Annotated in this window: 26 protein-coding genes; 2 read left to right on the forward strand and 24 right to left on the reverse strand. The window is 44.6% G+C overall.

Features of this window, described 5'->3' with window-relative positions:
* Positions 1-21 precede the first annotated feature (21 nt).
* Positions 22-924: a polyprenyl synthetase family protein gene (locus B2U56_RS03875; RefSeq protein ID WP_286952440.1), complete on the reverse strand. Its 903-nt coding sequence runs from the start codon at positions 922-924 to the stop codon at positions 22-24.
* Positions 914-1,138, reverse strand: a complete 225-nt coding sequence (xseB, locus tag B2U56_RS03880) for an exodeoxyribonuclease VII small subunit (protein WP_013048250.1) — start codon at positions 1,136-1,138, stop codon at positions 914-916. Before xseB ends, B2U56_RS03875 begins: the two co-directional genes overlap by 11 nt.
* 103 nt (positions 1,139-1,241) lie before the next feature.
* Here xseB and rpmB point away from each other — a divergent pair, with 103 nt between their 5' ends.
* A complete protein-coding gene (gene rpmB, locus B2U56_RS03885; RefSeq protein WP_013048251.1) occupies positions 1,242-1,436 on the forward strand; it encodes a 50S ribosomal protein L28 in 195 nt (64 codons plus the stop codon).
* Positions 1,437-1,449: 13 nt separating this feature from the next.
* On the opposite strand, the gene B2U56_RS03890 is transcribed toward rpmB, so the two are convergent.
* From B2U56_RS03890 to nadE, 15 genes are read right to left on the reverse strand one after another with little or no spacing between them, the layout of a single operon-like run.
* Positions 1,450-2,187: a thiamine diphosphokinase gene (locus B2U56_RS03890; protein ID WP_286952442.1), complete on the reverse strand. Its 738-nt coding sequence runs from the start codon at positions 2,185-2,187 to the stop codon at positions 1,450-1,452.
* Positions 2,174-4,537, reverse strand: coding sequence for an FtsK/SpoIIIE family DNA translocase (locus B2U56_RS03895; RefSeq protein ID WP_286952444.1), 2,364 nt, complete (start codon positions 4,535-4,537; stop codon positions 2,174-2,176). Before B2U56_RS03895 ends, B2U56_RS03890 begins: the two co-directional genes overlap by 14 nt.
* A complete protein-coding gene (locus tag B2U56_RS03900) occupies positions 4,524-5,906 on the reverse strand; it encodes a TldD/PmbA family protein (protein ID WP_286952445.1) in 1,383 nt (460 codons plus the stop codon). Before B2U56_RS03900 ends, B2U56_RS03895 begins: the two co-directional genes overlap by 14 nt.
* Complete coding sequence (locus B2U56_RS03905; RefSeq protein ID WP_286952447.1) at positions 5,903-6,181, reverse strand: hypothetical protein; 279 nt, start codon at positions 6,179-6,181, stop codon at positions 5,903-5,905. Before B2U56_RS03905 ends, B2U56_RS03900 begins: the two co-directional genes overlap by 4 nt.
* Positions 6,178-7,182, reverse strand: coding sequence for an endolytic transglycosylase MltG (gene mltG, locus B2U56_RS03910; RefSeq protein WP_286952449.1), 1,005 nt, complete (start codon positions 7,180-7,182; stop codon positions 6,178-6,180). Before mltG ends, B2U56_RS03905 begins: the two co-directional genes overlap by 4 nt.
* A 16-nt stretch (positions 7,183-7,198) precedes the next feature.
* A complete protein-coding gene (gene amrS / locus B2U56_RS03915) occupies positions 7,199-8,188 on the reverse strand; it encodes an AmmeMemoRadiSam system radical SAM enzyme (protein ID WP_286952451.1) in 990 nt (329 codons plus the stop codon).
* Between the two features lie 2 nt (positions 8,189-8,190).
* Entirely contained in the window at positions 8,191-9,498 is a 1,308-nt protein-coding gene (gene amrA / locus B2U56_RS03920) for an AmmeMemoRadiSam system protein A (RefSeq protein WP_286952453.1), read from the reverse strand.
* Between the two features lie 21 nt (positions 9,499-9,519).
* Entirely contained in the window at positions 9,520-10,569 is a 1,050-nt protein-coding gene (queA, locus tag B2U56_RS03925; protein ID WP_286952455.1) for a tRNA preQ1(34) S-adenosylmethionine ribosyltransferase-isomerase QueA, read from the reverse strand.
* A 17-nt stretch (positions 10,570-10,586) separates the two neighbouring features.
* Positions 10,587-12,017 carry a SpoIID/LytB domain-containing protein gene (locus B2U56_RS03930; protein ID WP_286952457.1) on the reverse strand — a complete coding sequence of 477 codons (1,431 nt, stop codon included), beginning with the start codon at positions 12,015-12,017 and terminating at the stop codon, positions 10,587-10,589.
* Positions 12,018-12,049: 32 nt separating this feature from the next.
* Positions 12,050-12,274, reverse strand: coding sequence for a DUF2905 domain-containing protein (locus B2U56_RS03935; RefSeq protein ID WP_286952459.1), 225 nt, complete (start codon positions 12,272-12,274; stop codon positions 12,050-12,052).
* Positions 12,262-13,320, reverse strand: coding sequence for a Holliday junction branch migration DNA helicase RuvB (gene ruvB, locus B2U56_RS03940; protein ID WP_286952461.1), 1,059 nt, complete (start codon positions 13,318-13,320; stop codon positions 12,262-12,264). Before ruvB ends, B2U56_RS03935 begins: the two co-directional genes overlap by 13 nt.
* Before the next feature lie 10 nt (positions 13,321-13,330).
* Positions 13,331-13,936, reverse strand: coding sequence for a Holliday junction branch migration protein RuvA (gene ruvA, locus B2U56_RS03945; RefSeq protein ID WP_286952463.1), 606 nt, complete (start codon positions 13,934-13,936; stop codon positions 13,331-13,333).
* Complete coding sequence (ruvC, locus tag B2U56_RS03950; RefSeq protein WP_148211399.1) at positions 13,930-14,493, reverse strand: crossover junction endodeoxyribonuclease RuvC; 564 nt, start codon at positions 14,491-14,493, stop codon at positions 13,930-13,932. Before ruvC ends, ruvA begins: the two co-directional genes overlap by 7 nt.
* On the reverse strand, positions 14,447-15,196 hold the full coding sequence (locus tag B2U56_RS03955; protein WP_286952465.1) for a YebC/PmpR family DNA-binding transcriptional regulator: 750 nt from the start codon (positions 15,194-15,196) through the stop codon (positions 14,447-14,449). Before B2U56_RS03955 ends, ruvC begins: the two co-directional genes overlap by 47 nt.
* A 33-nt stretch (positions 15,197-15,229) precedes the next feature.
* Positions 15,230-15,976 (reverse strand): NAD(+) synthase, encoded by a 747-nt coding sequence (nadE, locus tag B2U56_RS03960; RefSeq protein ID WP_286952467.1) that lies wholly within the window; start codon positions 15,974-15,976, stop codon positions 15,230-15,232.
* A 208-nt stretch (positions 15,977-16,184) separates the two neighbouring features.
* Between nadE and nikR the strand changes: the two genes are divergently transcribed.
* Positions 16,185-16,592, forward strand: a complete 408-nt coding sequence (gene nikR, locus B2U56_RS03965) for a nickel-responsive transcriptional regulator NikR (protein WP_286952469.1) — start codon at positions 16,185-16,187, stop codon at positions 16,590-16,592.
* A 45-nt stretch (positions 16,593-16,637) separates the two neighbouring features.
* Here nikR and B2U56_RS03970 read toward each other — a convergent pair whose 3' ends face one another.
* The 7 genes from B2U56_RS03970 to B2U56_RS04000 all read right to left on the reverse strand — a co-directional run bounded on the left by B2U56_RS03970 (position 16,638) and on the right by B2U56_RS04000 (position 22,664).
* Positions 16,638-16,817 (reverse strand): hypothetical protein, encoded by a 180-nt coding sequence (locus tag B2U56_RS03970; RefSeq protein WP_286952471.1) that lies wholly within the window; start codon positions 16,815-16,817, stop codon positions 16,638-16,640.
* A 67-nt stretch (positions 16,818-16,884) separates the two neighbouring features.
* Positions 16,885-17,835: an ornithine carbamoyltransferase gene (argF, locus tag B2U56_RS03975; protein WP_286952473.1), complete on the reverse strand. Its 951-nt coding sequence runs from the start codon at positions 17,833-17,835 to the stop codon at positions 16,885-16,887.
* 23 nt (positions 17,836-17,858) lie between these two features.
* Positions 17,859-18,929, reverse strand: coding sequence for a (E)-4-hydroxy-3-methylbut-2-enyl-diphosphate synthase (gene ispG, locus B2U56_RS03980; protein WP_286952474.1), 1,071 nt, complete (start codon positions 18,927-18,929; stop codon positions 17,859-17,861).
* Between the two features lie 17 nt (positions 18,930-18,946).
* On the reverse strand, positions 18,947-19,984 hold the full coding sequence (gene rseP, locus B2U56_RS03985) for an RIP metalloprotease RseP (protein WP_286952476.1): 1,038 nt from the start codon (positions 19,982-19,984) through the stop codon (positions 18,947-18,949).
* On the reverse strand, positions 19,974-21,176 hold the full coding sequence (gene dxr, locus B2U56_RS03990) for a 1-deoxy-D-xylulose-5-phosphate reductoisomerase (protein ID WP_286952478.1): 1,203 nt from the start codon (positions 21,174-21,176) through the stop codon (positions 19,974-19,976). The genes rseP and dxr overlap by 11 nt, the downstream gene beginning before the upstream one ends.
* Complete coding sequence (locus B2U56_RS03995; protein ID WP_286952480.1) at positions 21,173-21,997, reverse strand: phosphatidate cytidylyltransferase; 825 nt, start codon at positions 21,995-21,997, stop codon at positions 21,173-21,175. Before B2U56_RS03995 ends, dxr begins: the two co-directional genes overlap by 4 nt.
* Positions 21,978-22,664, reverse strand: a complete 687-nt coding sequence (locus B2U56_RS04000; RefSeq protein ID WP_286952482.1) for an isoprenyl transferase — start codon at positions 22,662-22,664, stop codon at positions 21,978-21,980. Before B2U56_RS04000 ends, B2U56_RS03995 begins: the two co-directional genes overlap by 20 nt.
* Between the last annotated feature and the right edge of the window lie 3 nt (positions 22,665-22,667).

The following is a 22,667-nucleotide window of genomic DNA, read 5'->3' on the forward strand; positions in this document are numbered from 1 at the left end:
AGTGTTGCCTCCTTTACGATGTCAACGACTTCGTTTGGAAAGGGAGAGAGCCAGTTTTTGGAAAAAAACTGCTGAGGAACCTAGCATAAAGAGAGATTCTGCAGCCTCTTTACTTTCTTTTAAAGCCATTTTACGAGCCTCTTCCAATCCGAACTGTGTGACAAACGTAATTTTTTGTTGCGCCGCATCTTTACCGGGAGTTTTCCCTAGTTCTTCTGGTGAAGACGTTACATCTAGTATATCGTCAACAATCTGGAACGCCAAACCCAAATGGCGTCCGTATTTTCCAAAAGCTCCCGCTATTTCTTTAGAAGCTCCGCCCAGAATAGCTCCCGTAACCAATGATGCCTGAAGAAGCACAGCTGTCTTTTGTAGAGCAATATTGGCTACAAAGGAAAGTGACGAAGTAAAGCTTGCGGGGTCGGTATCGAGAACTTGCCCACCACATATTCCGGAAGGTCCTACTGCCTGGGCAAAAATAGAAAGCGCCTGAACTATAGAAGAAGGGGGCACTCCTCTATCCATGAGCCCATTAAGAGAATATTCAAAGGCCCATGCCAGGAGGGCGTCACCAGCAAGAATAGCCAATGCGTCGCCATAGATCATATGGTTTGTGGGTTTTCCCCGTCTAAGAGAATCATTATCCATGGCCGGAAGATCATCGTGTATTAAAGAAGCAGTATGAACCATTTCCAGTGCTAATGCCATGGGAAGAACCTTTTCTTTTTCCCCTCCCACTGATTCTGCTGCTTTGACACATAATATGGGACGAAGTCTTTTTCCCCCTGCCTGAAGAGAGTATGTCATGGATTCCCAAAGCCGGGGGGGAATGTTTTCAGGTCTTGATGAACACAGAGAGTTAAGGTGGTCCTCAAACCATACTCGGTTTTTTTCAAGCTCTCTTTTTACCATGTCATTCATCATTGTTTTCTTTGAGCTCCATGTTCAACGGCTCTTCTTTTCCAGAGTTGGTTAGAAGAAAAATTTTTTGCTCGGCCTGTGTTAAATAGACCTGGCATTCTTTTACGAGGCTCACGCCCTGCTCAAACAGCTCCAGGGCTGCTTCAAGAGGCAGTTCATCTTTCTCTAATGTATGTACGATCTTTTGTATTTCATCTAATTTCTGACTGAAATTCATAATTGATCCCCCTTTTTTACATAGAACAATTGCTCTACCTGCCTAACCTGTGATAAAATCCACCTGTTCGAACATTATTTCCTTCGGAGGAGGCGGAAAATCAATGGCTAGAGTTTGTGAATGTTGCGGCCGCGGACCTGTTACAGGAAACGCTGTCAGCCATTCCAATCGTCATACAAGAAGACGTTGGCTTGTCAATCTGCAGAATGTGAAGGTTGATCTTGGCGCTGGCGAAACACGACGCATGAAAATTTGTACAAAATGCCTTAAATCTGGCAAAGTCAAGCGGGCTGTATAGTCAGCCCGCTTTTTTATTCTGTCCAGTAAAGATACACTGCAAGCCTTCCTTTGTCTACTGAGATTTCAACGTAATCCTCTCTGCTTTTTTCGAGCCTGTTGCTTATAGCATAAGGCCGCACCATTTCAAGGGAAACATTTTCCAGTTCCCAGCGAGTTCCCCGAATAGATACACCTTCCACCTTTTCTTCCAAAGCGAATAGGGATATTATCTCTGGTTCGGGTCTATCAAAACAGAAAGAAACCTGCTCTGCTCCCTGAAGAATAAAGAGCGCTTCCTTGTCGTCACAGAGGCTTCGAATATGAACACCCCAGTCTTCAGCCCACAGGGCAGAAAAAATATTGCTCCAGGTATGGTCAAGACGGCCTCCCCAACATCCTGTAAGTACAACTTCCGGCGAAGAATAGGTTTCGCCTATTCTTCTAAGTGTAAGCTGAAGGTCAGTATATTCCTTATCTACAGGATATGTTTCTATATGAACCCCCATTTTTTCAGCCCATGTCCTCCCTTCTAGAGAGCTGCTGTCACTGTCTCCTACAAGGTAGTGGGGCACAATGCCGGTCTTCTTGCATATGTCGATTCCCGCGTCAGCGCACCAGATTTCGTCAAAAAGCGAGGCAGTCTGCACAAGCCACTCCACTGAAGGTGCTCGCCCACCTGCTATGAGAAGGATGGTCGGAACTTTGTTAAAACGGCTTGAACGCAGCTCCCAGCCATTTAAGTGAAAAATCCCAGTTTTAGATGTGTTCATCTAAAATCTCCAGTGCCCTTTGATCATCTACAAGAATTTCACGCGGCTTAGAACCTTCAGGAGGCCCTACGATCCCAAGCTGTTCCATCGTGTCTATAAGGCGGGCGGCCCGAGTAAAACCTATACGGAGCTGCCTCTGCAGGCGGCTTGCTGAGGCGATGCCAGAGTCAAGGATAATTTGCATAGCTTCTTCGAGCAAAGGATCATCAGTAAAAGGAGAGTCGGCACCAGAGCCATCTCCACTGCTCCCCCCCTGTTCTTCTATATCAATATACTCCGGTTTACCAAAAAGAGCCTTCATATAATTGATGAATTCAAGGGATTTGGCATCTTCTATATAGGGAGATTGGAGGCGCACCGGCTTGGGGAACCTGGGGCTGACAAAAAGCATATCCCCTTTCCCTAGAAGTTTTTCTGCTCCGGAAACATCAATGATAGTTCTGGAATCCGCCTGAGACGGCAATGTAAATGCGACACGGGCTGGGATATTCGCTTTAATAAGCCCTGTAACCACATTTACAGATGGTCGCTGAGTAGCGAGCAAAAGATGGATACCTGTAGCCCTTGCCATTTGTGCAAGCCGGCAAATATAGTCTTCCACGTCTTTTTGAGCGGTAAACATCAGATCTGCAAGCTCATCCACTATTATGACTATGTGTGGGAGCCTGTCTTTGGGTATTGCTTTTTCGTTGTATCCCGCCAGATTTCGAACCCGAGCTTTTGCAAAAATGTCGTATCTCTGCTCCATCTCCCGTACTGCCCATGCCAGGGCTTGAATAGCTTTTTTAGGAGATGTCACTGGTTTGGCCAACATGTGGGGCAAATGCTCATAAATGCTGAGCTCAACCCGTTTGGGGTCGATCATAAGCAATCTGAGTTCTTCCGGTTTACGACAATAGCAAAGTCCTGCGATACAGCTATTTACAAATACGCTTTTTCCCGAACCTGTCGTTCCTGCAACAAGAAGATGGGGCAAATCTTCCAGACCGATAATAAGGGGCCTTGAGTCGACTCGTACTCCCATTGGCAGTGGAAGGTTGTAGTCGGCTTGTTCAAAGGCTTGCGATTCAAGAATTCGTCTTAACAGTACACCTCTCCGTTTAGGGTTGGGAATCTCTATTCCTACATAGGGTTTTCCCGGAATAGGTGCTTCTACCCGTAAGGCAGGGACAGCAAGTGCTACAGCAAGATCATTTGCCAATCCTGCAATTTTACTAACTTTTATTCCTGGCGCGAGCTGCACTTGAAACTGAATGACTGTGGGGCCGATAACTATTTCTGCCAGTTCTGCCTGTACGTCAAAGTCGGCTAATGTGGATATAATAGCCTCCGCCTGCTCCTTGGCTTTTTGTTCTCCTAGATCCTGCTCTGGCGGCTCAGGAGCTCCAAAAAGTTCCAGGGGGGGCGGGAATTTTCCTGCGGTTATTTCTTCTTTCATGTCTTCTTTCTTTATATCGATTTCAGGTAACGCTTCTCCTTCTACGCCAGTAGAGTCTTCCTCTTTCAATATCATTCGAACATTTGGTGATAAGTCCACGTCTTTTTTAGTTTCGCTATCAAGATGTCCATCTTCTTTGCCATAAGTTCTCTCGAAGGAAGAAGTTCTTTCAAAAGTTGTAATGACTGGCAGATCTTCGTATTCGGCAATGTTTTCTTTATCAGTTTCTGTAGTCCCCGCAGCTTCCATAGCGGCTGTTCTTTCATCTGCTGAGGCATTTGTGTTACTTTCATTTTCAATTTGCACAGTTTTTTTAGATTCTGAAGGCCGGAGATTCGTAATGCCGCTTAGCACGGTTCGCCCGAAAGCTAAAATAGTTCTTGTTTTTATAAAACCATAAAGAACGGTAGATGTAAAAAGAGCTGCAAAGCAGAAAAGGAGAGTTCCAAAAAAACCTCCATTGACTAAAAAGAACTGTGTCAGGTTTTGTCCAAAAAAACCAGGCTTCAGTACGCCCCATACTGATGGGCCGTTTAATCGTTCCAGAAGGCCTAATACGAGTGCGCCTGTCGTAAAGAGAAAGAGTGTGGCCAACGTCTGTACTGCCAGCTGCTGGATCTTTCGATGCAACAAAATGGAAAGACAGACATAAGCGCCGAATATGAGAATAATAAGAACGGCCCCTCCCCCTCTTTGTGTAAGAATTTGTCGAATGAACAGACCGAATTCTCCTGTCCAAAAAGAGAAAAGAGACGCTATGACGTAGATATCGCCAATAAGTAAAAAGAAAAAAAACAGACGCATCCCCTTCGCCAGGCGGCGAATTCTATCCTCGCGAATTCTTTGTCGTTCTTCATTTTTTTGTTTAGGGCGTCCGCGTTTTTTCCCCTTTTTAAAGTTAAAGAGTTTCATGGTCTGTCGAGCTTCCTCCAACTGTCATCTTTTTTATAAGCAGTGATGGTTGTCCATCTGTCACTGGAACTGATTGACCAGCTTTGCCGCATGTGCCTGGAAGAAAATGCAGATCTTTTCCTACCCCTACTATATCCATAAGGGCTTCCGGCCCATTTCCTGTGAGAAGAGCACCCTTTACAGGATGGATTATGCTCCCCCTTTGAATAAGATAACCCTCCGTCACCTGAAAAACAAAATCTCCTGTTGTAGGGTTTACTTCTCCTCCACCCATCCTCTTTACATACAGGCCATAATCTATGCCTTTGATCATTTCTTCAGGTTCATTGTTTCCTGGAAGAATAAAGGTATTGCTCATGCGGGGGATAGGCGGATTTCTGTATGAACTCCGCCGTCCATTGCCTGAAAGAGGTAAATTATCTTTCTTTGATGAGACCATATCTGTCAAGTACGCCTTTAAAATCCCGTTTTCTATGAGAACTGTTCGCTTTGCCGGCATCCCTTCATCATCGATAGAATAGCTGCCATAGAGTCCTGAAATAGTGCCGTCGTCAATCATGGTCACAAGAGGGCTCGCCACTTTTTCTCCCAGTTTATTGCGATACACGGAGTAGTCCTTTTGAATAATGTCTGCTTCCAGTCCATGGCCGCAAGCTTCATGAATAAGAGTTCCGCCTGCTTCTCCGGAAAGCAAAACAGGCATTGTCCCTGCAGGGCAATCAGGAGCGTCCAGCATTAATAGAGCCTCATCGAGGGCCCTTTGAGCGAGGGCGTCTGGATCGTGGTGTTGCCAAAAGAGATCAGGAGATTCTGCCCTTGCCGCACTTTCATATCCTGTCTGTATCTGTTCCTCTTTTTCTACTACAACCTCTACACTAAAGCTTGTATAGGCCCTTTCGTCTTTTCTCAGTTCACCTTTATCGTTAATGATAGCGATCTGACGGGATGAAAGGGTATAGTTTATGGAAACTTGAGTCACAAGAGAGCTTTTTTGCCGAAGAGCCTGGTCGATACAATGGAAAAACTTCTGGTCCGCTGGTTGGGGAGGGATTACTTCTCTTACAACTCTTTCGAGAAGGTTGTTATCCAAAGTTGTTGATGGGATGATAATCCCTATATTTAAAGCTGCTTCCTGCAGTGCGGTCAGGCCGTCTTTGAGCGTTACACCTGGCATATGGGCAAAAGATGTCAAATCATTGAATAATATCCTTGCCCCTACCCCTTCCCTGAGGGAAGTGCTAATTTCTTCCATAGTTTTATCTTCAAAAGAAGAGCTATGGAATGAAGAGGATTCAAAAAATAAATCTGCAAAATCTATGTCATGACGATGGAGTGATTCTAGTGCTTCTTTTAGCGCCAAATGGCTCATACTTCGTCTTCTCCCTCTCTTTTCTCGAATTCTTTTATCTCTTCTATCTTAACAGGAATTCCCTCTTCCGAGAGCTTTTCCATAAGTATTCTCCCTTCTTCTGCTCTTTCATGGGGGCAAAAGAACGATAGAATTCCTTTTTGAGAGTCGTCTGTACGTATAAACCCAATCCCATCGTATTCAGATACTATCCAGCTTATAAGAACTATGAATGCAGGATTCGTCGAAAGGATAAGCTGTATCATATCAGAAGGGGTATTTACCGTTTCTTTCATTGTTTTTCGCCCCGTATCTTTCGAATGTTGGCCAAATGGTCCTTGTATGTTTTAGCAAAGATATGCTCGCCGTTTTTCCTTGCTACATAATAGAGATACTCAGTTTTTTCTGGGGCTAATGCCGCTTCCCATGAAGCCTTGGAAGGTACACAGATTGCAGTGGGAGGAAGTCCTAGTTTTTTATAGGTATTATAAGGGGATTCCACTTCCAGATGCTTGTAAAGCACTCGCTGAAGAACCTCCCCCTCCCTTTTCCAGGCATAGACAACTGTTGCATCGATTTGCAGAGGCATCTTTATCTCGAGCCTGTTTTGAATGACCCCTGCTATAAGTGCACGCTCTTCATCTCTTTTAGCTTCCCGTTCAATGAGGGAGGCTAGTATTGCTAAATCTGTAACTTCCTGAGGAGAGTTACCCTTTACACGGTCACCGAACTTTTCCCACCATAGAGCCGTTCCAGCCTGTATCAAGGCTTCAGGGGATGTTTGTGCTACATAATATGTATCTGGAAGTAAAAAAGAAGCCCGAGTTTCTGCATCGGCAGGGAGTAATGACAGAAGGGAATTATCAAAAAACTCGTCCTTCAGAAGAATGGAAGCCAGTTCTTTTGCTTCTGTAAATTGAAATTGCTCAGCGATGGAAAAAATATCAGATCCGGGAATTAAAGTCATTTTATCCTGAAAAGGAGTGGCTTTTCCCAACTGTCTTGCTACTTCCCATGGTGAACCTTTGCGTATGGAATACATACCAGTTTTAATTTTTCGGTCAATGCCTAACCGACTCATCCAAAATGCAAGCTCCTTCGAATTCCCTACAACACCAGCGTCCTGAAACTTGGAAGCGATTTCTCTTGCGGTCTGGCTTGGCAGCACGAGCACAGAAACAGGCTCCCCTCTCCCTAAGGGAAACTGTTCATCCCACCTTTGAGGTGATTGCATGCTAATAAAAACAATATAGATAGAGACAATAAGGAATAACAGACCATCAATGATTTTATCCATGCTCTCGCTCTCCTTTTTAAGTAAGAGTAACTATATGATTTCCACACAGTGAACAGTTGCCTTTTTCATCCAGGTTTATAATGTGTGTCTTATATCCATGGCGTTCTATGACTGCCGCCCCGCAGTTGGGGCAGAGAGTGACTGCTGGAGTATCAATATTGCCTAGATAAACAAAGGGCAAATATTGAGCTGCCCGTTCTTTTGCTTCATTCAACATGTTCAGAGGTGTCGCTGGATGATGCCATTTGTAACTGGGGAAATATCTGGAAATATGCAAAACTATATTGGGGGACACGGAAGCTGCCCATTGAGCAAGAGGCTCCAGCCATAGGACATCGTTGTGAATTCCTGGAACGATAAGGCTTGTAAGCTCCACATGAACATGAGCTTTAGCCATAGCTTCCACTGTTCTTTTTACACTTCTAAGGTCGCCGCCAAGAAAAGAATACGTTTGAGGATCAAAGGCCTTTATATCAATATTTGCTCCATCTATGTATGGAAGCAGTTCTTGCAAGGGCTCTGGGTTGATCATGCCATTTGAAACAACCACTACAGAAAAGCCCTCTTTTTTAAGTTTGATAGCTGATTCGAGCACATATTCGTACCAGATAAAAGGTTCATTATATGTAAAGGCGACAGATTTTATATTTTCTTTTTTTGCAATGTCAACCAGCTCAGAAGGCAGAAGAAAAGAAAGAGAAACAGTGTCAGAACATGTGGATATCTGCCAGTTCTGACAAAATTGACAGCGCATATTACACCCGATGCTTCCTAAAGAAAGAATGGAAGTACCTGGATTCCAGTGAAAAAGAGGTTTTTTTTCTACTGGATCAATGCCTACAGAGGATACAAAACCATAATTTAGGCTGACAAGCCCCTTGTCTTTCTGGTTCATCCGTACGCCGCAAAAGCCTTTTTGGCCATACCTTAAAGAACAGTGGTGAAAACAAAGATCGCAGACAACAGTGCCTCCTTCTTTATGCCACCAGGATGCTTCGTAAGCCATGGTCAGTCCCTTCTTTCTGGGAAACGCTGTACCGTGAATCGATATATGGTTACATTGTCAAGAGAAAAGATTCCAGCTTTCTGGGAAGCGATGGTCAATTGCTTTTCTACACTATCCACTCCCTCAAGATCCGGCAGAAGAACCCCTTTTCTCATTCCCTTGGAAACGATGACTCCATATCGTTTAGGATCCAGGTCATCTTTTGAATCAATTTTTTCTGGTTCTGAAAGTATATCCACAGAAACGACGATATTTTTTAATTCTTCTGGTTCCACCGGCGCAAAACGGGGGTCTTCTGACGCAGCTGCAATAGCATTTTCTATTACTTCTTCTGAAAGGGATGAATATGAGGAAAGAATAGTGCCAATACACCCTCGCAGATGACCTTCTTTTGTTTTTAAAGAAACGAAGCAGGCTCCCTTCTGGTCTAGTGCTTCTTCTGGAGACCAAGACTTTTGCTCATCTTTTGTCGGTTTCCGTTTTTCTTTTACATACATTTCTATGGTTTTACGAGCTAGCCCTGGGTAGGTCTTTTGGGGGATGGCTAGAGCTACAGCATAGCCGACTCCAAAGGGCGCTTCATAAGAGAGAAGTTTTGTCGTATGGCCAGAAAGACCAAGAAAGATGAGTACTGACCGCAGGCCGCATTCCCCGGCTTCTTCAATGGTTCTCATAGGCAAACTGAGAAGAAGATCTGGATCAGAGTGTTGAATTGCGCGAACTACCTGTTCATCAAAGAATGCGCCAAGAGGTGAATATCCGGCTGGGGCGCCAGGTTTAACTCGATGAGAAAGATCGCCGCTAGCAACAAGTCCCCATTGAAGGGCGTCACGGAATTGATGAAGCATTTCCCCGACTTTAGCCGATTCCTCAAGGGTCAGCCCTATAGGATTAGCCAAAATGAGGTTGGGCAAAGAACCCCATTTTTTATAAAAAAAGTATAGGGGGACAAGGGAAGCATGATCAAGATGCCCTTTCTTTTCTTTTATGACTTCCACTGGTACACTTTGTTTGAGATAGTTGCTTATTAACTCTGTTTTTTCTTCGTTGCCGTTAATTTGCATTGAAATTTCAGGAACACCAAATAATGAAAGATCCCCTTTATAGAGCTGAGCTTCAAGAAAGAAAAGTCCCCGAGTGTAAGGAGCATGGGGAGAAAGTAAAAAGAGAATATCCGGCTTCTCTTTTTCAAGCCTTTGTGTCAGATCAGACATGCCTTGAATAGTACGAACAGCTTCTTTTTCATTGCCACGCCCAACTTCCGGAATAATGATAGGCGGATGAGGAACGAGACAAGCCCATTTCCACATAGCAGCACCACCCTCCTTATCTTACTGTATCAGCATGGCATCTCCAAAAGAGAAGAAACGATACCCCATTTTCACTGCTGTTTCATAGACCTCCATAATATTGTCGTACCCCGCTAAAGCGGCTACAAGCATAAGAAGGGTACTTCTGGGAAGATGAAAGTTTGTAATAAGACCGTCAATTACTGAGAATTGGTAACCAGGATAGATAAAAAGAGAAGTGTTTTTTCTACCGTACTGGACAACGTTTTCATCATGGGTTGCCATGCTCTCCAATGTCCTTGCAACTGTAGTGCCTGAAGCGATAATCCTGCGACCCTCTTCTTTGGTTTTTCGTATGAGGGCCGCTGTTTCCTCTGGTACCTCGCAATATTCTTCATGAATTACGTGTTGACGAATGTCTTCTTCCTGGACAGGTCTGAAAGTACCTAAGCCAACATGAAGAGTAACCCAGGCAAAAGTTATGCCATGTTTATCCTCAAGATCCCTCAGCTGATTTTCTGTAAAGTGCAAACTTGCTGTGGGTGCTGCGGACGATCCGTTGCGTTTTGCAAAAACGGTTTGATAGTCTAGTGCTGTAGCCGTGGTGCTTTTTATGTAGGGCGGAAAAGGAATTTCTCCCACTTCTTCCAGCAAAGACAGCACATTACATTCTTCTGGGAATCGGACAACACGAACTCCATCAGCTAATGCTCCCTGTATCTGTACCGGTATGTCTTCCCTGACGATAACGATACTTCCTGGTCTAAGCCGCCTTCCCGGCCGAACCAGAGCTTCCCATCTTTTCCACAGCCCGTCCAGCGGCTTGAGAAGCAGTATTTCAGCTCGGGCACTGCCCTTTTCTTTAACGCCAAAGAGGCGGGCGGGAATAACTCGCGTGTCGTTTAAGACTATGACATCTCCTTCCTTCAAAAAACGATGAAGTTCGTAAAAGCGAGAATGAATCATAGTTCCGCTGTTCTTATCGAGCACAAGAAGTCTCGAATGATTGCGAGGAGAGGCAGGAGTTTGTGCAATACGACCTTCAGGAAGATCATAAGCATAAGATTCTATGTCGTAAAGGTTTGGTGCCATAAACCGTCATCGCCTTCTTATCGTTGTTTAAGATTTGTACCTGGGTAGTAATGCTGAAGTATTTTAGCATATTTCCACCCCTGCTCAGCGAGACTCTTGGCTCCCCATTGTGAAAGGCCCACACCATGCCCCCAGCCCTTGCCAGAAAAAACAAAGGTTCCCTTAGATGGTCTTCTTGAAGAGCTCTGGGCAGAAACTTTAGATGGCGCCCCGGCTGCTTTTTGTTGGGTGCCCTTCTTTAATACTTGCAAAAGATATGTCTTTTTCTTTTCTGGGTGCATAAGCATGTCTATCATTTCATTAGCGGAAAAAGCACCTTGCTGTGTCAATGTGATGAGGCTCTGCTCTTCTTCCCAAGTCATAGGGCCATTAATGTCTCCAAGGTCTTCTTTTTTTAATGACGTGGGCTGGCTCCCAGTTGAAGTATTGCGTTGAGGCCCTTGGATTGTAGAACTGCCAGTCTCCCCATTAATAGTGAAGAAGGTGCTTCTTAATTGTGTCGGGCCGACAGCCATTCGGAATTGATGTGTCTTTATCTCCTTCGTACCATGGCTCCCCTTTGCTATAAGGGTTACAGGGCGGCCAAAAGCATCCCGCTGATTCACTTGGAGATCTATGACATCTCCGACGTTTGCTCCAGTTTTATTGAGTGCTTCCTGGATTTGCTGTGAAGAGAGAGTGAGATTCCACGATGAATAGGGAGAATCATAGGAAGCGGCTTCCTTGACACCTCTCAAGTATGGAATGGAACTGCTCCATACTTCAGCAACATTGGCAGTAGCGCCCCCACTGTCTGAATGAAAGGGGGTAAGGGCTAAATCAGAACCATAAACTACGACAACGCCTTTTGTTTCTTTAATGGCCTGGTCCGTTCTGGAAGTTTCAGCATTGACTCCCCGATAAACCTGGCAGTTTGGGGTTGCCGTGAGATCAAATCCCTTACTCCCATATTTCCCCCTGTTCTTTAAAGCATAGGTTCGAGAGATGACAGCCTGAGCCTTTAAAGCCTCAAGATGCCAGGCAGGATTTGTTTCCATTTTTAGAACTCCTCTCAAGTAGTCTTCTACGTCTAACACATTGACCACATTAAAGGAGTTGCCATTGCTGAGAATGCGAATAATGCCTCTGTACTCTACTTTGTTGAATTTTAAGAAGCCTTTAGAGCTTAACTCCAGAGGAAGTTTAAGAGAATGTTTGCCAATCTTAACTGTATTTTTGCTTGCGTATCCAATAGTAATATTATTGTTTGCCCGAAATTTTTTACCGTTGCCGTCTTTCAAGATGATTGGAGACTTCGCCGAAATGGTTGTCTGTGAAAGACCTATTCCCACGCCAACTCTTATGGGGTTGGGTTCTGCTTCTGCACGGGAGCTGCTTATTAGGGGGGCATCTGAAAAGCTGGCCCCAGCGAGTATTAATAAAAAGATGATCCAGATCATTCGTTTCATGGGAGAGTGGCTCCTCCTTTTCTCTTTTGTTGTTATTTCATCCACCGTCCAATAACATTTAATACGATCGTTAAAACGACGCTGACAACCAGCATAGTTGTAATTGGGGCAAAGACTGTCACGTTTTTTCGAGTATAGGTAATGTCTCCAGGCAGCTTCCCCAGTGGAATATTGAACCTGCCAAGAAAAAGGACAACAACTCCGGCGATACAAAGTATGATTCCCGTAGAAATAAGAAATTTGCCTACTCCTTGCATATGCCAGATTCCTCCTCTTGATAAAGCTCTAGTTGATCGCTTATAGTCTCAGGAGGGTTCTTGCCTAGATAAAGATAACCATTTCGTGTGGCCTTTCTCCCTCGTGGCGTTCGTTCTATCAGCCCTTTCTGAATAAGGTAGGGTTCATAAATATCCTCGATAGTCTGACCTTCTTCGTTCAATGCGGCTGCTATTGTTGAAAGGCCAACTGGTCCCCCATCGAAAAGTTCAACAATAACTTGCAGTATTCGGCGGTCGCCGTCATCAAGACCAAGGGTATCCAGGCCGAGCATATTCAAGGCAACAGATGCTACTGCTGTATTGATAGAAGGGGATTGACGAACCTCTGCGACGTCTCTTACTCTTTTAAGCAATCTGATAGCCACCCGCGGTGTTCCTCGAGACCTCCGTGCTATTTCATAAGCGGCTTCCTCTTCAATTTCAATTCCCAGAACCTTTGCGCCTCTTTGAACTATTTCGGAAGTTTCGTCTTCATTGTAGAGAGCCAGTTGCTCTACTATGCCAAATCGCGCCCGAAGGGGCGAAGTGAGCAACCCAAGTCGCGTTGTCGCCCCCACAAGGGTGAAGGGCGGAAGGGTCAAACAGATGTTATTGGCCAATGGTCCCTTCCCAACGATGATATGGAGGCTAAAATCCTCCATGCTTGGATAAAGAATCTCTTCAACATTTGCAGGGAGTCTATGTATCTCGTCGATAAAAAGCACATCAAAAGGTTCTAGATTCGATAAAATCGCGGCAATATCGCCAGCTTTTTCCAAAGCTGGCCCCGTGGTAACTCGGAGCTGCCCCCCCATTTCATGGGCGATGATTCCAGCCAGGGTTGTTTTCCCCAAACCTGGAGGGCCATAAAAAAGAATATGGTCAAGGGCTTCTTTTCGTTGTCGAGCCGCTTGAACATATATTGATAGCTTATCTTTAAGTTTTTGCTGTCCAACAAAATCCTGTAGACTTGATGGGCGAAGAGTGAGCTCTTCTTCAAAATCTTTTTTCTGAAGGTCGAAAAAGTTCGTTCTTTCCTCTGTCACGTTTTTCACCTCAGTTTCTTTTCAGCTCACGAAGGGCTCTTTTAAGCAGAACGTCCTCTTTTGTTGTGTCAAATTCAGATCCCATTTCTCTTTTTAGACGATTCATAACGCTATAGACCTCGTTTTGTGTAAAACCGAGAGACCGAAGGGCTGCCGCTACTGTGTTTTTAACCAATACGGATGGAACCTCTTCTTCTGTAAGTTCGGCAAGCATCTCTTCCGATAAATGGCGTTTCAGTTCAAAACATAGTCGTTCAGCGGTTTTCTTCCCAACTCCAGGAACCTGAAGAAAAGTGTCTATATCGGAAGTTGCAACTGAGCGTATTACCTGAGCTGGAGAAAGTGTTCTTAGTACGGCCAGCCCCACTCGGCCTCCTACCCCCTTTACAGTTAATAGCTTTATAAAAACTTCCCGTTCCTGCTCACTGGAAAAGCCAAAGAGAGTTGCGCCATTTTCAGAGACCTGCAAGTAGGTCGTGAGGCGTATGGTTTCATTGTCTTCACATAGTCGAAGTGCGCTTCCTGAACAGAGTATGTCGAAACCAAGGCCGTTTACATCAAGTATAACGTTTTCTTCGCCGATATGGAGAACTTTCCCTTCGAGACTTCTCAACATAAAAATCCACCCGCTTTCGCTTTTTTGCTGTAAGAATGAAGGGCTATGCCTGTAAGGGCTATGGCTATAGCATCAGCCGCATCGTCAGGTTTTGGAATTTCCTTGAGATTCAGCATGCGCTGTACCATTCTTTGCACTTGTTTTTTATCAGCAGAGCCAAAACCGCAAACAGCAACCTTTATTTGAGATGGTTTGGGTTCATAAACAGGCAATTTATATTGAGATGCCAAAAGCAGAACTATGCCACGGGCCTGCCACACATATTCTGCAGTGGTTGTATTTCTGCCGAAAAAAAGTTTTTCCACTGACATAAAATCTGGGGAGCAGCATTGAATCCGCTCCCCAAGTTTGTTGTAAATCATTTCGAGCCGCAGAGAAATATCGGTTTTAGCGGGAGTTTCAATGCAGCCAAACTCCTCTGCGAAGAAGGAATGGCCTTCCTTTCTAACCAACGCAAATCCTAAACGGCCTAAACCAGGATCAATCCCAATACAGGAGATAGAAGCTTTATTACTCAATTTGTTCCATAATTTCGTCTGGAATGTCGAAGTTTGCATAAACATTCTGAACGTCATCATGATCTTCAAGATTTTCGAGCAGCCTCAAGATTTTTTGCGCATGCTCAACAGTATCAACAGCAACGGTGTTGTTAGGAACCATTTCAGACTCTGCGCTGGCCACTTCATACCCAGCGGCTTCAAGGGCTGCCTGTACATTACTGAGTGCGGCGGGTGAGGTATAGACAGTATATCCGCCTTCTATCTCTTCAAAATCTTCAGCTCCCGCTTCCAGGCAGGCAAGCATAATAGTTTCTTCGTCAATGTTTTCTCCTTTGACCTCGATAACGCCCTTCCTCTCAAACATCCATGCCACACAGCCTGATTCGCCAAGAGATCCGCCACCCCTTGCGAGAAGGGCTCGTACATCAGCGGCAGTACGATTGCGGTTATCGGTCAGAGCTTCAATCATCAGCGCGACACCGTTGGAACCATAGCCTTCATATGTAATCTCTTCGTAGGAAGCTCCGTCGATTTCTCCTGTACCTCTTTTTATGGCTCGTGTGATGTTGTCGTTTGGTACACTTGCGGCTTTGGCTCTATCTATAGCCGTTTTAAGACGAACATTCATCGAAGGATCTCCGCCACCTTCTTTAGCAGCAACAATAATAGCTCGTACCAATTTTTGAAAAAGATTTCCTCTCTTTGCGTCTTGGGCAGCTTTCCTATGTTTTATATTTGCCCATTTTGAATGTCCGGACACGAACAATCACCTCTTCTATAAAATTCTAATTCATTATTTTTTCGGTATAATACAAACCGGCGGCAGCTCCCGTTTGTGGGCTGAGCCGCGGTAGCGTTCTTCTATGCGTTTCCTAACTTCCTCTTTTACGTTTCCTGTTGCAATATATGAATCTATCTCATCATAGGTAAGACCCATTTCTGCTTCGTCAGTTTGTCCTTTCCAGAGGCCTGCTGAAGGGGGCTTGTAAACAATTTCCTCAGGTATCCCTAGAAATGTGGAGGTTTCTCGAACCTCTTCTTTCAAAAGATCCCCCAAAGGCCAGATGTCTGCACCTGAGTCGCCATGCTTGGTGAAGTAGCCGGCAACAATCTCTGCTTTGTTGCTGGTTCCGCAGACAAGGTAACCCATTGATTGAGCAAGGGCATAAAGGGTTGTCATCCTTAGCCTCGGTTTAATGTTCGCTAGGGCTAAAGGGTTAATGTAGACATTAGTCTCTTTAAGACGTTGAACAAGGGTGTCATAGGTGGCGGTAATGTCTACTATAGTGGATGGGATGGAAAACAGTTCTATTAATTTTTCTGCATCCTGCTGGTCTTCTGAAAGGCTATGGCATGGCATTATGACTCCAAGCATATTGGTGCCAAAAGCCCTTCTTAAAAGTACAGCTACAAGGGCAGAATCTATTCCCCCGCTTAGCCCAACAACACAACCTTTAGCCTTTGCCGCAGAAGCTTTTTCCTCCAGCCATTTTTCTATAGCGGCAACAATTGTTTCCGGAGAGCGAACATATGTTTGCATTATAAATTCACTTTCCTTCCTTCTCCGTTTTATCTCATTCTAGCATATATAGCCCTTCATCAGAGGACAGGGACATCTGCATAGAGGGACAGGACTACCAATTTTAACATGAAACCACCTCATGATCACAGATTTATTCAAGGGTTAGAATCCTTTTTTATCATTTATAATGGTGTCAACTAAGACTATATGAGGAGGCTGCTTAGCATTGGAGAAACTAGTAAGGTTTGGGGTCGCTGTACCAGAGTCATTGCTGGAAGAGTTTGACCATTGGATAAAAAGGTCAGGAATGCCTAATCGCTCAAATGCATTACGGCAACTCATCAGACAGTCTATTTCAAGAAACCGATGGGAAGAAGGTACGGGGACAGTTTTTGGAACGCTCACTATTCTTTATGACCATCATTCCCATGATATATCTGCAGAGCTGACCAATGTTCAACACGATTTTGGGGATGTCATTGTCTGTACATCCCATGTTCATCTTGATCATGCCCATTGCCTCGAAGCCATTGTTTTACGTGGTTCTGCCAAAGAGATTCGGGAATTCGTAAAGGCTATTTCTTCCATCAAAGGCATTAATACGGCAGATCCTGTTATTACAACGACAGTGTAAATGAAAAAAGGGCGGCATCCTGCCGCCCCTCACTTATTAAACACCTCAGCCAGATGAGCAGGATCCGCAGGATCCTCCGCACCGTTTTTTGCCAAGAGTTTCCCCTTCTAATAGAATGAGGATTTTCCCCCTGCACTCAGGGCACTTAATGGAAGAATCTCTGCCCTCTTGCTCAAAAATCTTTCCGCAGGAAGCACAACGAAAAACCCTCTTTGTTTGTTCCAAATGTATTCCTCCTAACCATTCATTCTTACTGACATCATACCCCACAGGGGTTTATTTATCAAGAGAATTACAAGTTTCCTATTGTGGCCACTATCACAGCTTTAATAGAGTGGAGGCGGTTTTCAGCCTCATCAAAAACTTTTGATGCCCTTGACTCAAAAACCTCTTCTGTTACTTCCTTCTCTTTGTAAGCCGGTAAGCAATGGAGAAAAATTGTATCATTCCTTTTTGTAGCTTTCATGAGCTGGGCATTGACCTGATAAGGCCGTAGTAACGCTTCTCTCTCTGCTTGCTGGGCTTCTTCTCCCATGGAAGCCCAAACGTCAGTATAGATTGCGTGAGCGCCAACAACGGCTTCATTTGGGTCTTCTATAAGGGAAATGCTTCCTCCAGTTTTTGCTGCCATTGCCTGGCATTCAGCATAAAGTTCTCTTTCAGGGAAAAGAGTGGAGGGAGAACAAATAACAAAATGGAGTCCAAGTTTTGCGGAGCCTATCATAAGAGAATTGGCCATGTTATTCCTGCCGTCTCCAGCATATACAAGGCGAAGTCCCTGAAGATTCGTTCCAAAATTTTCTTGTAAAGTCAAAAAATCAGCAAGGATCTGGGTGGGGTGATATGTATCAGTGAGGCCGTTCCAGACGGGAACGCCAGCATAGGCAGCCAGCTCTTCAACGAAAGACTGTTTAAAACCCCTATATTCAATGCCGTCAAACATTCTTCCCAAGACGCGGGCAGTGTCCTTGACATCTTCCTTGCCGCCTAGATGAATATCGTTTTTGCCAAGGTACTCAGCGTGTCCCCCTTCATCTATACATGCTACTGTAAAAGCACAGCGGGTGCGGGTCGAAGATTTTTCGAAGAGGAGGGCAATGTTTTTCCCTTGTAGTAAGTTTCCTCGGATGCCGGCTCTTTTTTTGGCTTTTAATTGAGTAGCAAGATCAAGGAGATAATAAATTTCCTGTTCTGTAAAATCTTTCAGTGTCAAAAAATGTCTTCCCTTGAGACTCAATGGCATAGCTGTCTCTCCCCTCTTTATCCTTATTTATCTATTTCTCTGTTTTTCTTCAACGATTCCACTAATAAAACTAATTTGTGGGGTATTTCATCAAGAGAGCACTCCCCCACAACATGTCCCTTTGTAAACAAGATCATTCCGGAAGGCGACCCCGCAATACCGATGTCCGCACTTTTTGCTTCCTGGGGGCCGTTGACCTCACATCCCATAACAGCAAAGGTCAGACCATCAGGGAAATCTTTTAAAAAAGGTTTTATACGTTCGACTATTGAGGCAACATCAATACGGCGCCGGCCGCAGGTCGGGCAGGAGATGAGGTGTACTCCATGCTCTCTCAAACCAAGAGTACGCAAAATCTCGTATCCGGCCTCCACTTCGTCCACTGGATCGCCTGTCAGACTGACCCTTATTGTGTTTCCCACCCCCTGAGCAAGCATAAGGCCTATTCCAGCTGCACTGCGAACAAGACCTGTTATGCCAGGGCCTGCTTCTGTTATTCCTATATGGAGAGGAAGATGAGGGTATTTTTCACTCAACATAAGATTGGCCCTGACTGTTTCTTTCACATCTGTTGATTTTGCAGAAAGGATAATACGCCCAAAGTTTTCTTTTAGCAATAAATTTAACTGTTCCTCTACTGCTATTACCAGGGCCAATGCACGGTCTCCCTGAGCTTCCAGCAATTGGCGATAATTAATTGAACCGCTATTGGCCCCTACCCTTATAACAATGTCTCTTTCAAGGGCTACTTCTATTAGTTTCTGCAGCTTGAAAGGCGACATGTTCCCAGGATTAATTCGAATAGCGGGGCATCCGGCATCTATAGCTTCTATAGCAAGGTCGGGGTCAAAGTGGATATCCGCCATTACAGCCATATCTAAATCTTTATTCAATTGTGAAAGCTCTGCCTTCAGATCTGCATGGGGAAAAGCTACGCGAAGTAGCTCGCATCCTGCATCCTGTAATGCCTCGCATTGCCCCAGGGCCTTGTTGTAGTCTGATAGAGGCTCTTTGAGCATGCTTTCAACCCGCACAGGGGCGTTTTGTCCTATTTTTAGACCCTTTATTTTGACATGGTGATATTCCATACTCATAACAATTCCTCGATATACTATAGATTAAAAATTTTGCTGATGTCTTTCCATGTTATAAAAAGAATCAATGTGATCAGCAATATAAATCCAGCAAGATGAATAAAGTTTTCAATACGTTCGGGAAGGCGCTTTTTAGTAACTATTTCCCCCACTATAAAAACAAGGCGCCCACCGTCAAGGGCAGGAAAAGGGAAGAGGTTTATTAATCCCAGATTAAGGTTGATGAGGGATAGGAAAGAAATAAAGGGCCATATGCCCTGTTTTGCGGCCTCTCCTGCCATAGTGGCAATGCCAATAGGGCCGGAAACGTCCACGTCCTGGGTCTGCAGAACCCATCTGACGATCCCTTGTATCATTTCTACACTCATGTTCACAGTGTAAGAAAAGGCGTTGGTCCAGGCCGATAAAAGGCCATAACGCATCATTGGTGGCCGAATGCCCAGTAATTGCGCCCCATATTTTGCTGAATACGGTATTGCGACTTCCTTTAAGAGCAACTGTCCGTCCCTTTCAATTTCAAGGGTAACGGGGCCCTCTTTTGCCTTATCACGAATAGCTTTAGCCATGCTGGGCCAATCTGAAACGTGTATGCCATTGACAGTTCGTATAATATCACCGGGCTGCAGTTCAATGTGTTGAGCAGGAAGATTTTCCATAATGTCCCCTACTACAGGAGAGCTCATATCGATGACCCCATGGGCAGAAAGGAATATAGCGGTTAGGGCCATGGCCAGAAGGATATTGACCAAAGGTCCATTTAAAAGAATAAAAAAGCGCTGCCATGCTTTCTTATCGTTGAAGCCTTTCCCTTCTTTAACCTTTTCCCCCGGTTGTTCCTCGTCCATTCCGGCAAGACGGACAAACCCGCCTACAGGGAAGGCTCTAATTGACCACAAGGTCTCCCGTCCCTTCTTTTGCCAAAGTACCGGACCCATCCCGAAGGCAAACTCGTGAACCTGAACTCCGCAGGCCTTTGCGGTTCTATAGTGTCCATATTCGTGAGTGACAACGCAAATACCGATGACTAAAAGAAAGGATAATAAACTAACGATCATAAGATTTTCTCTCCTTACCGCACCTGCCAGCACTTCTTATCAATGCTCGGGCACTCTCTCTCCCTCTCTCTAAAATTATAAGGCATTCTTCAAGGGTTTGTGGTGCATTATCATTATAACTCGATAGAACCTGCTCTATCACTAGGGAAATTTGCGTAAAACTTATCTCTTTTCTTAAAAAAGCGTCAACTGCTACTTCATCAGCTCCCACGAGAAGGGACGGATAGGGACCTTTTTTCCGCGCTGCTTCCTTAGCGAGAGCCAGACAAGGAAATAACTTTTCGTCTGGTGGATAGAATTGTACCGTAAGGGAATGGACTGAAAGAGGCATAACCTGAGGCAATGTGGATAAACGTAAACGTCCTGGGTAACTTAACGCAGTTGCCGCGGCAAGGCGCATGTCTGGAGTAGAGGCGGCCATTTTAAGAGTGCCGTCTGTAAAACGCACAATACCATGGACAATCGAGCCGGGACAAATAACGGCTTTTACCTGAGTATGTTCTAGATCAAATAAATACATAGCCTCTATTATCTCTATACCTTTATTCATAAGGGTGGCACTGTCTATACTCACTTTGTATCCCATATCCCAAACAGGATGAGCCAGTGCCATTTCAGGTGTGACATGCCTTAGAGCTTCCTGATCGTAAGCTCTGAATGGACCGCCGGACGCAGTAAGGTAAATTTCTTCTACAGTTTGTTTGTCCTCTCCTTGCAGGCATTGCCATATGGCATTATGTTCGCTATCAAGTGGACGAAGCTGATCTGTGCGCTGCACCTGGGGCATAACCCATGGTGCGGCTACTACAATACTTTCTTTATTGGCCAGAGAAACGTTCTTATCAGCCAGAAGGGCTTTTTGAAGGGCTTTAATAGCTGCTGTGCCTGAGGATGCAAAGACGACATGATCTATTTCGGGGTGGGTTACAATATATTCCAGGTCATCATCTGTTTCATAAACAGGTACTTCACTTTGAAGTGTACGCAAAACTGAAGCTGCTTCCCGATCTGTCAGGGCAGCTCCTATTGGATGAAACTCATGAATGAGATCGTTCATTTTTTTGGTATTGCGATGGGCTACAAGAAAAATTATCTTAAATTTTTCGGGGAACGCCCTGCAAATATCGAGAACAGACGACCCCACACTGCCAGTTGCGCCTATAAGAGCTATACGGCAAGGATTTTTGCTCAACCAAGAATCACTCCAAACAGAAAGAATGTAAGGGTTCCATTAATAAGAATGCTGTCAAAACGATCAAGTACCCCGCCATGGCCTGGTATAAGCCGGCCACTGTCTTTCACTTCCACTTCTCTTTTTATAAGAGACTCCCCAAGGTCTCCCAATTGTCCGGCGAACCCACATATTATCCCAATATATAGAAATGGGAATGGAGGCATAGCGCTGTAATAGGCTATAAGTACCGAAGCAAGAATGCTTCCCCCAACTCCTCCGCCGAAGCCTTCCCATGTCTTTTTAGGGCTGACTGCTTCACAAAACTTGTTTTTCCCCCACTGTGATCCTACAAGGTAGGCCGCTACATCGCAACTCCATGTGCAAAAAAAGAGAGTGAAAAGCAAGAGTCTTCCGAGAGGAAGGGCTCGTAAAAGGACCATAAAGCTCCAGGGGAAGATAATATAAATAAGGCCGGAAAGGGTTCCGCCTAAATTCCATATAGCGTAGCTGGAATGGGAAAACTGCCGGCGCAAAATTTCGATCAGCAGCAATATAAAAGCTGTTAGTGTCAAAACCATTAAAATAGAAATAGGACGAAAATGTTCTGCAGAGGCAAGTAATATAAGGCCTCCAGCTAAAAGTCCGATTCCTTTGGAGACACGAAATTTTTTTGATAGAAGCTGATAGAATTCCCATAAAGAGAGAAGACCTATCAATGACGCAACAGCAAACCAGTAATTGCCTCCCAGAAAAATAGAGAAGAGTATGATAGATGCGAGAACGAGCCCGCTAGAAGAGCGTATCGCGAGCTCCTTAGTTTTATCGTTGAATGCCGCCATAACGTCGATCCCTCTTTTCGTAGGAAAGTATAGCTTCTTGCAATGCCTCTTTGTTGAAATCGGGCCATAACAGGGATGAAAAGTAGAATTCGCTATAACTTCCTTCCCAAAGCCAAAAATTACTGAGACGATATTCTCCGCTCGTTCGAATAATTAGATCAGGGTCTGGAAGATCAGGCAAATATAGATGAGATCGTATGGTTTCTTCTGTGACCTCTCCTTTATATCCATCTTTTAGTAACTTTTGAACTGCATCCACTATTTCTTGCCGACCACCATAATTCAAACAAACTATAAGCTGAAGGCGTTGTCCTTTTTCTGTTTCATTTTCTGCCTCATGGATAATTTCTTGAATGTCTTTCGGCAACTCCTTTATCCTTCCTGCGAAGCGAAGGCGAACATCTTCCTTTACAAGTTCCAGCACTTTTTTATTAATGTAATATCGAAAAAGGGACATAAGTCCTTTTACTTCGGTTTGTGGGCGCTTCCAGTTCTCTGTGGAGAAGGCGTATAGCGAAAGATAAGGAATGCCAAAATCCGCTGCCGCTCTAACTGTGCGTTCTACCGCTTTAACCCCCGCACGATGGCCCAACAGCCGAGGAAGATGGCGTTTTTTTGCCCATCTCCCATTTCCATCCATAATGATAGCTATATGTTTAAGTGACATGTT

Origin of the sequence: Aminobacterium sp. UBA4987 (genome assembly GCF_002396985.1) — a bacterium.
In the GTDB taxonomy this organism is placed as follows: domain Bacteria; phylum Synergistota; class Synergistia; order Synergistales; family Aminobacteriaceae; genus Aminobacterium; species Aminobacterium colombiense.

Bases quoted from the DNA above. Each gene is read 5' to 3' on its own strand.
- B2U56_RS03875 (WP_286952440.1), bottom strand. From the start codon at position 924: ATGATGAATGACATGGTAAAAAGAGAGCTTGAAAAAAACCGAGTATGG.
- xseB (WP_013048250.1), bottom strand. From the start codon at position 1,138: ATGAATTTCAGTCAGAAATTAGATGAAATACAAAAGATCGTACATACA.
- rpmB (WP_013048251.1), top strand. From the start codon at position 1,242: ATGGCTAGAGTTTGTGAATGTTGCGGCCGCGGACCTGTTACAGGAAAC.
- B2U56_RS03890 (WP_286952442.1), bottom strand. From the start codon at position 2,187: ATGAACACATCTAAAACTGGGATTTTTCACTTAAATGGCTGGGAGCTG.
- B2U56_RS03895 (WP_286952444.1), bottom strand. From the start codon at position 4,537: ATGAAACTCTTTAACTTTAAAAAGGGGAAAAAACGCGGACGCCCTAAA.
- B2U56_RS03900 (WP_286952445.1), bottom strand. From the start codon at position 5,906: ATGAGCCATTTGGCGCTAAAAGAAGCACTAGAATCACTCCATCGTCAT.
- B2U56_RS03905 (WP_286952447.1), bottom strand. From the start codon at position 6,181: ATGAAAGAAACGGTAAATACCCCTTCTGATATGATACAGCTTATCCTT.
- mltG (WP_286952449.1), bottom strand. From the start codon at position 7,182: ATGGATAAAATCATTGATGGTCTGTTATTCCTTATTGTCTCTATCTAT.
- amrS (WP_286952451.1), bottom strand. From the start codon at position 8,188: ATGGCTTACGAAGCATCCTGGTGGCATAAAGAAGGAGGCACTGTTGTC.
- amrA (WP_286952453.1), bottom strand. From the start codon at position 9,498: ATGTGGAAATGGGCTTGTCTCGTTCCTCATCCGCCTATCATTATTCCG.
- queA (WP_286952455.1), bottom strand. From the start codon at position 10,569: ATGGCACCAAACCTTTACGACATAGAATCTTATGCTTATGATCTTCCT.
- B2U56_RS03930 (WP_286952457.1), bottom strand. From the start codon at position 12,017: ATGAAACGAATGATCTGGATCATCTTTTTATTAATACTCGCTGGGGCC.
- B2U56_RS03935 (WP_286952459.1), bottom strand. From the start codon at position 12,274: ATGCAAGGAGTAGGCAAATTTCTTATTTCTACGGGAATCATACTTTGT.
- ruvA (WP_286952463.1), bottom strand. From the start codon at position 13,936: ATGTTGAGAAGTCTCGAAGGGAAAGTTCTCCATATCGGCGAAGAAAAC.
- ruvC (WP_148211399.1), bottom strand. From the start codon at position 14,493: ATGCAAACTTCGACATTCCAGACGAAATTATGGAACAAATTGAGTAAT.
- nadE (WP_286952467.1), bottom strand. From the start codon at position 15,976: ATGCAAACATATGTTCGCTCTCCGGAAACAATTGTTGCCGCTATAGAA.
- argF (WP_286952473.1), bottom strand. From the start codon at position 17,835: ATGCCATTGAGTCTCAAGGGAAGACATTTTTTGACACTGAAAGATTTT.
- ispG (WP_286952474.1), bottom strand. From the start codon at position 18,929: ATGAGTATGGAATATCACCATGTCAAAATAAAGGGTCTAAAAATAGGA.
- rseP (WP_286952476.1), bottom strand. From the start codon at position 19,984: ATGATCGTTAGTTTATTATCCTTTCTTTTAGTCATCGGTATTTGCGTT.
- B2U56_RS03995 (WP_286952480.1), bottom strand. From the start codon at position 21,997: ATGGCGGCATTCAACGATAAAACTAAGGAGCTCGCGATACGCTCTTCT.
- B2U56_RS04000 (WP_286952482.1), bottom strand. From the start codon at position 22,664: ATGTCACTTAAACATATAGCTATCATTATGGATGGAAATGGGAGATGG.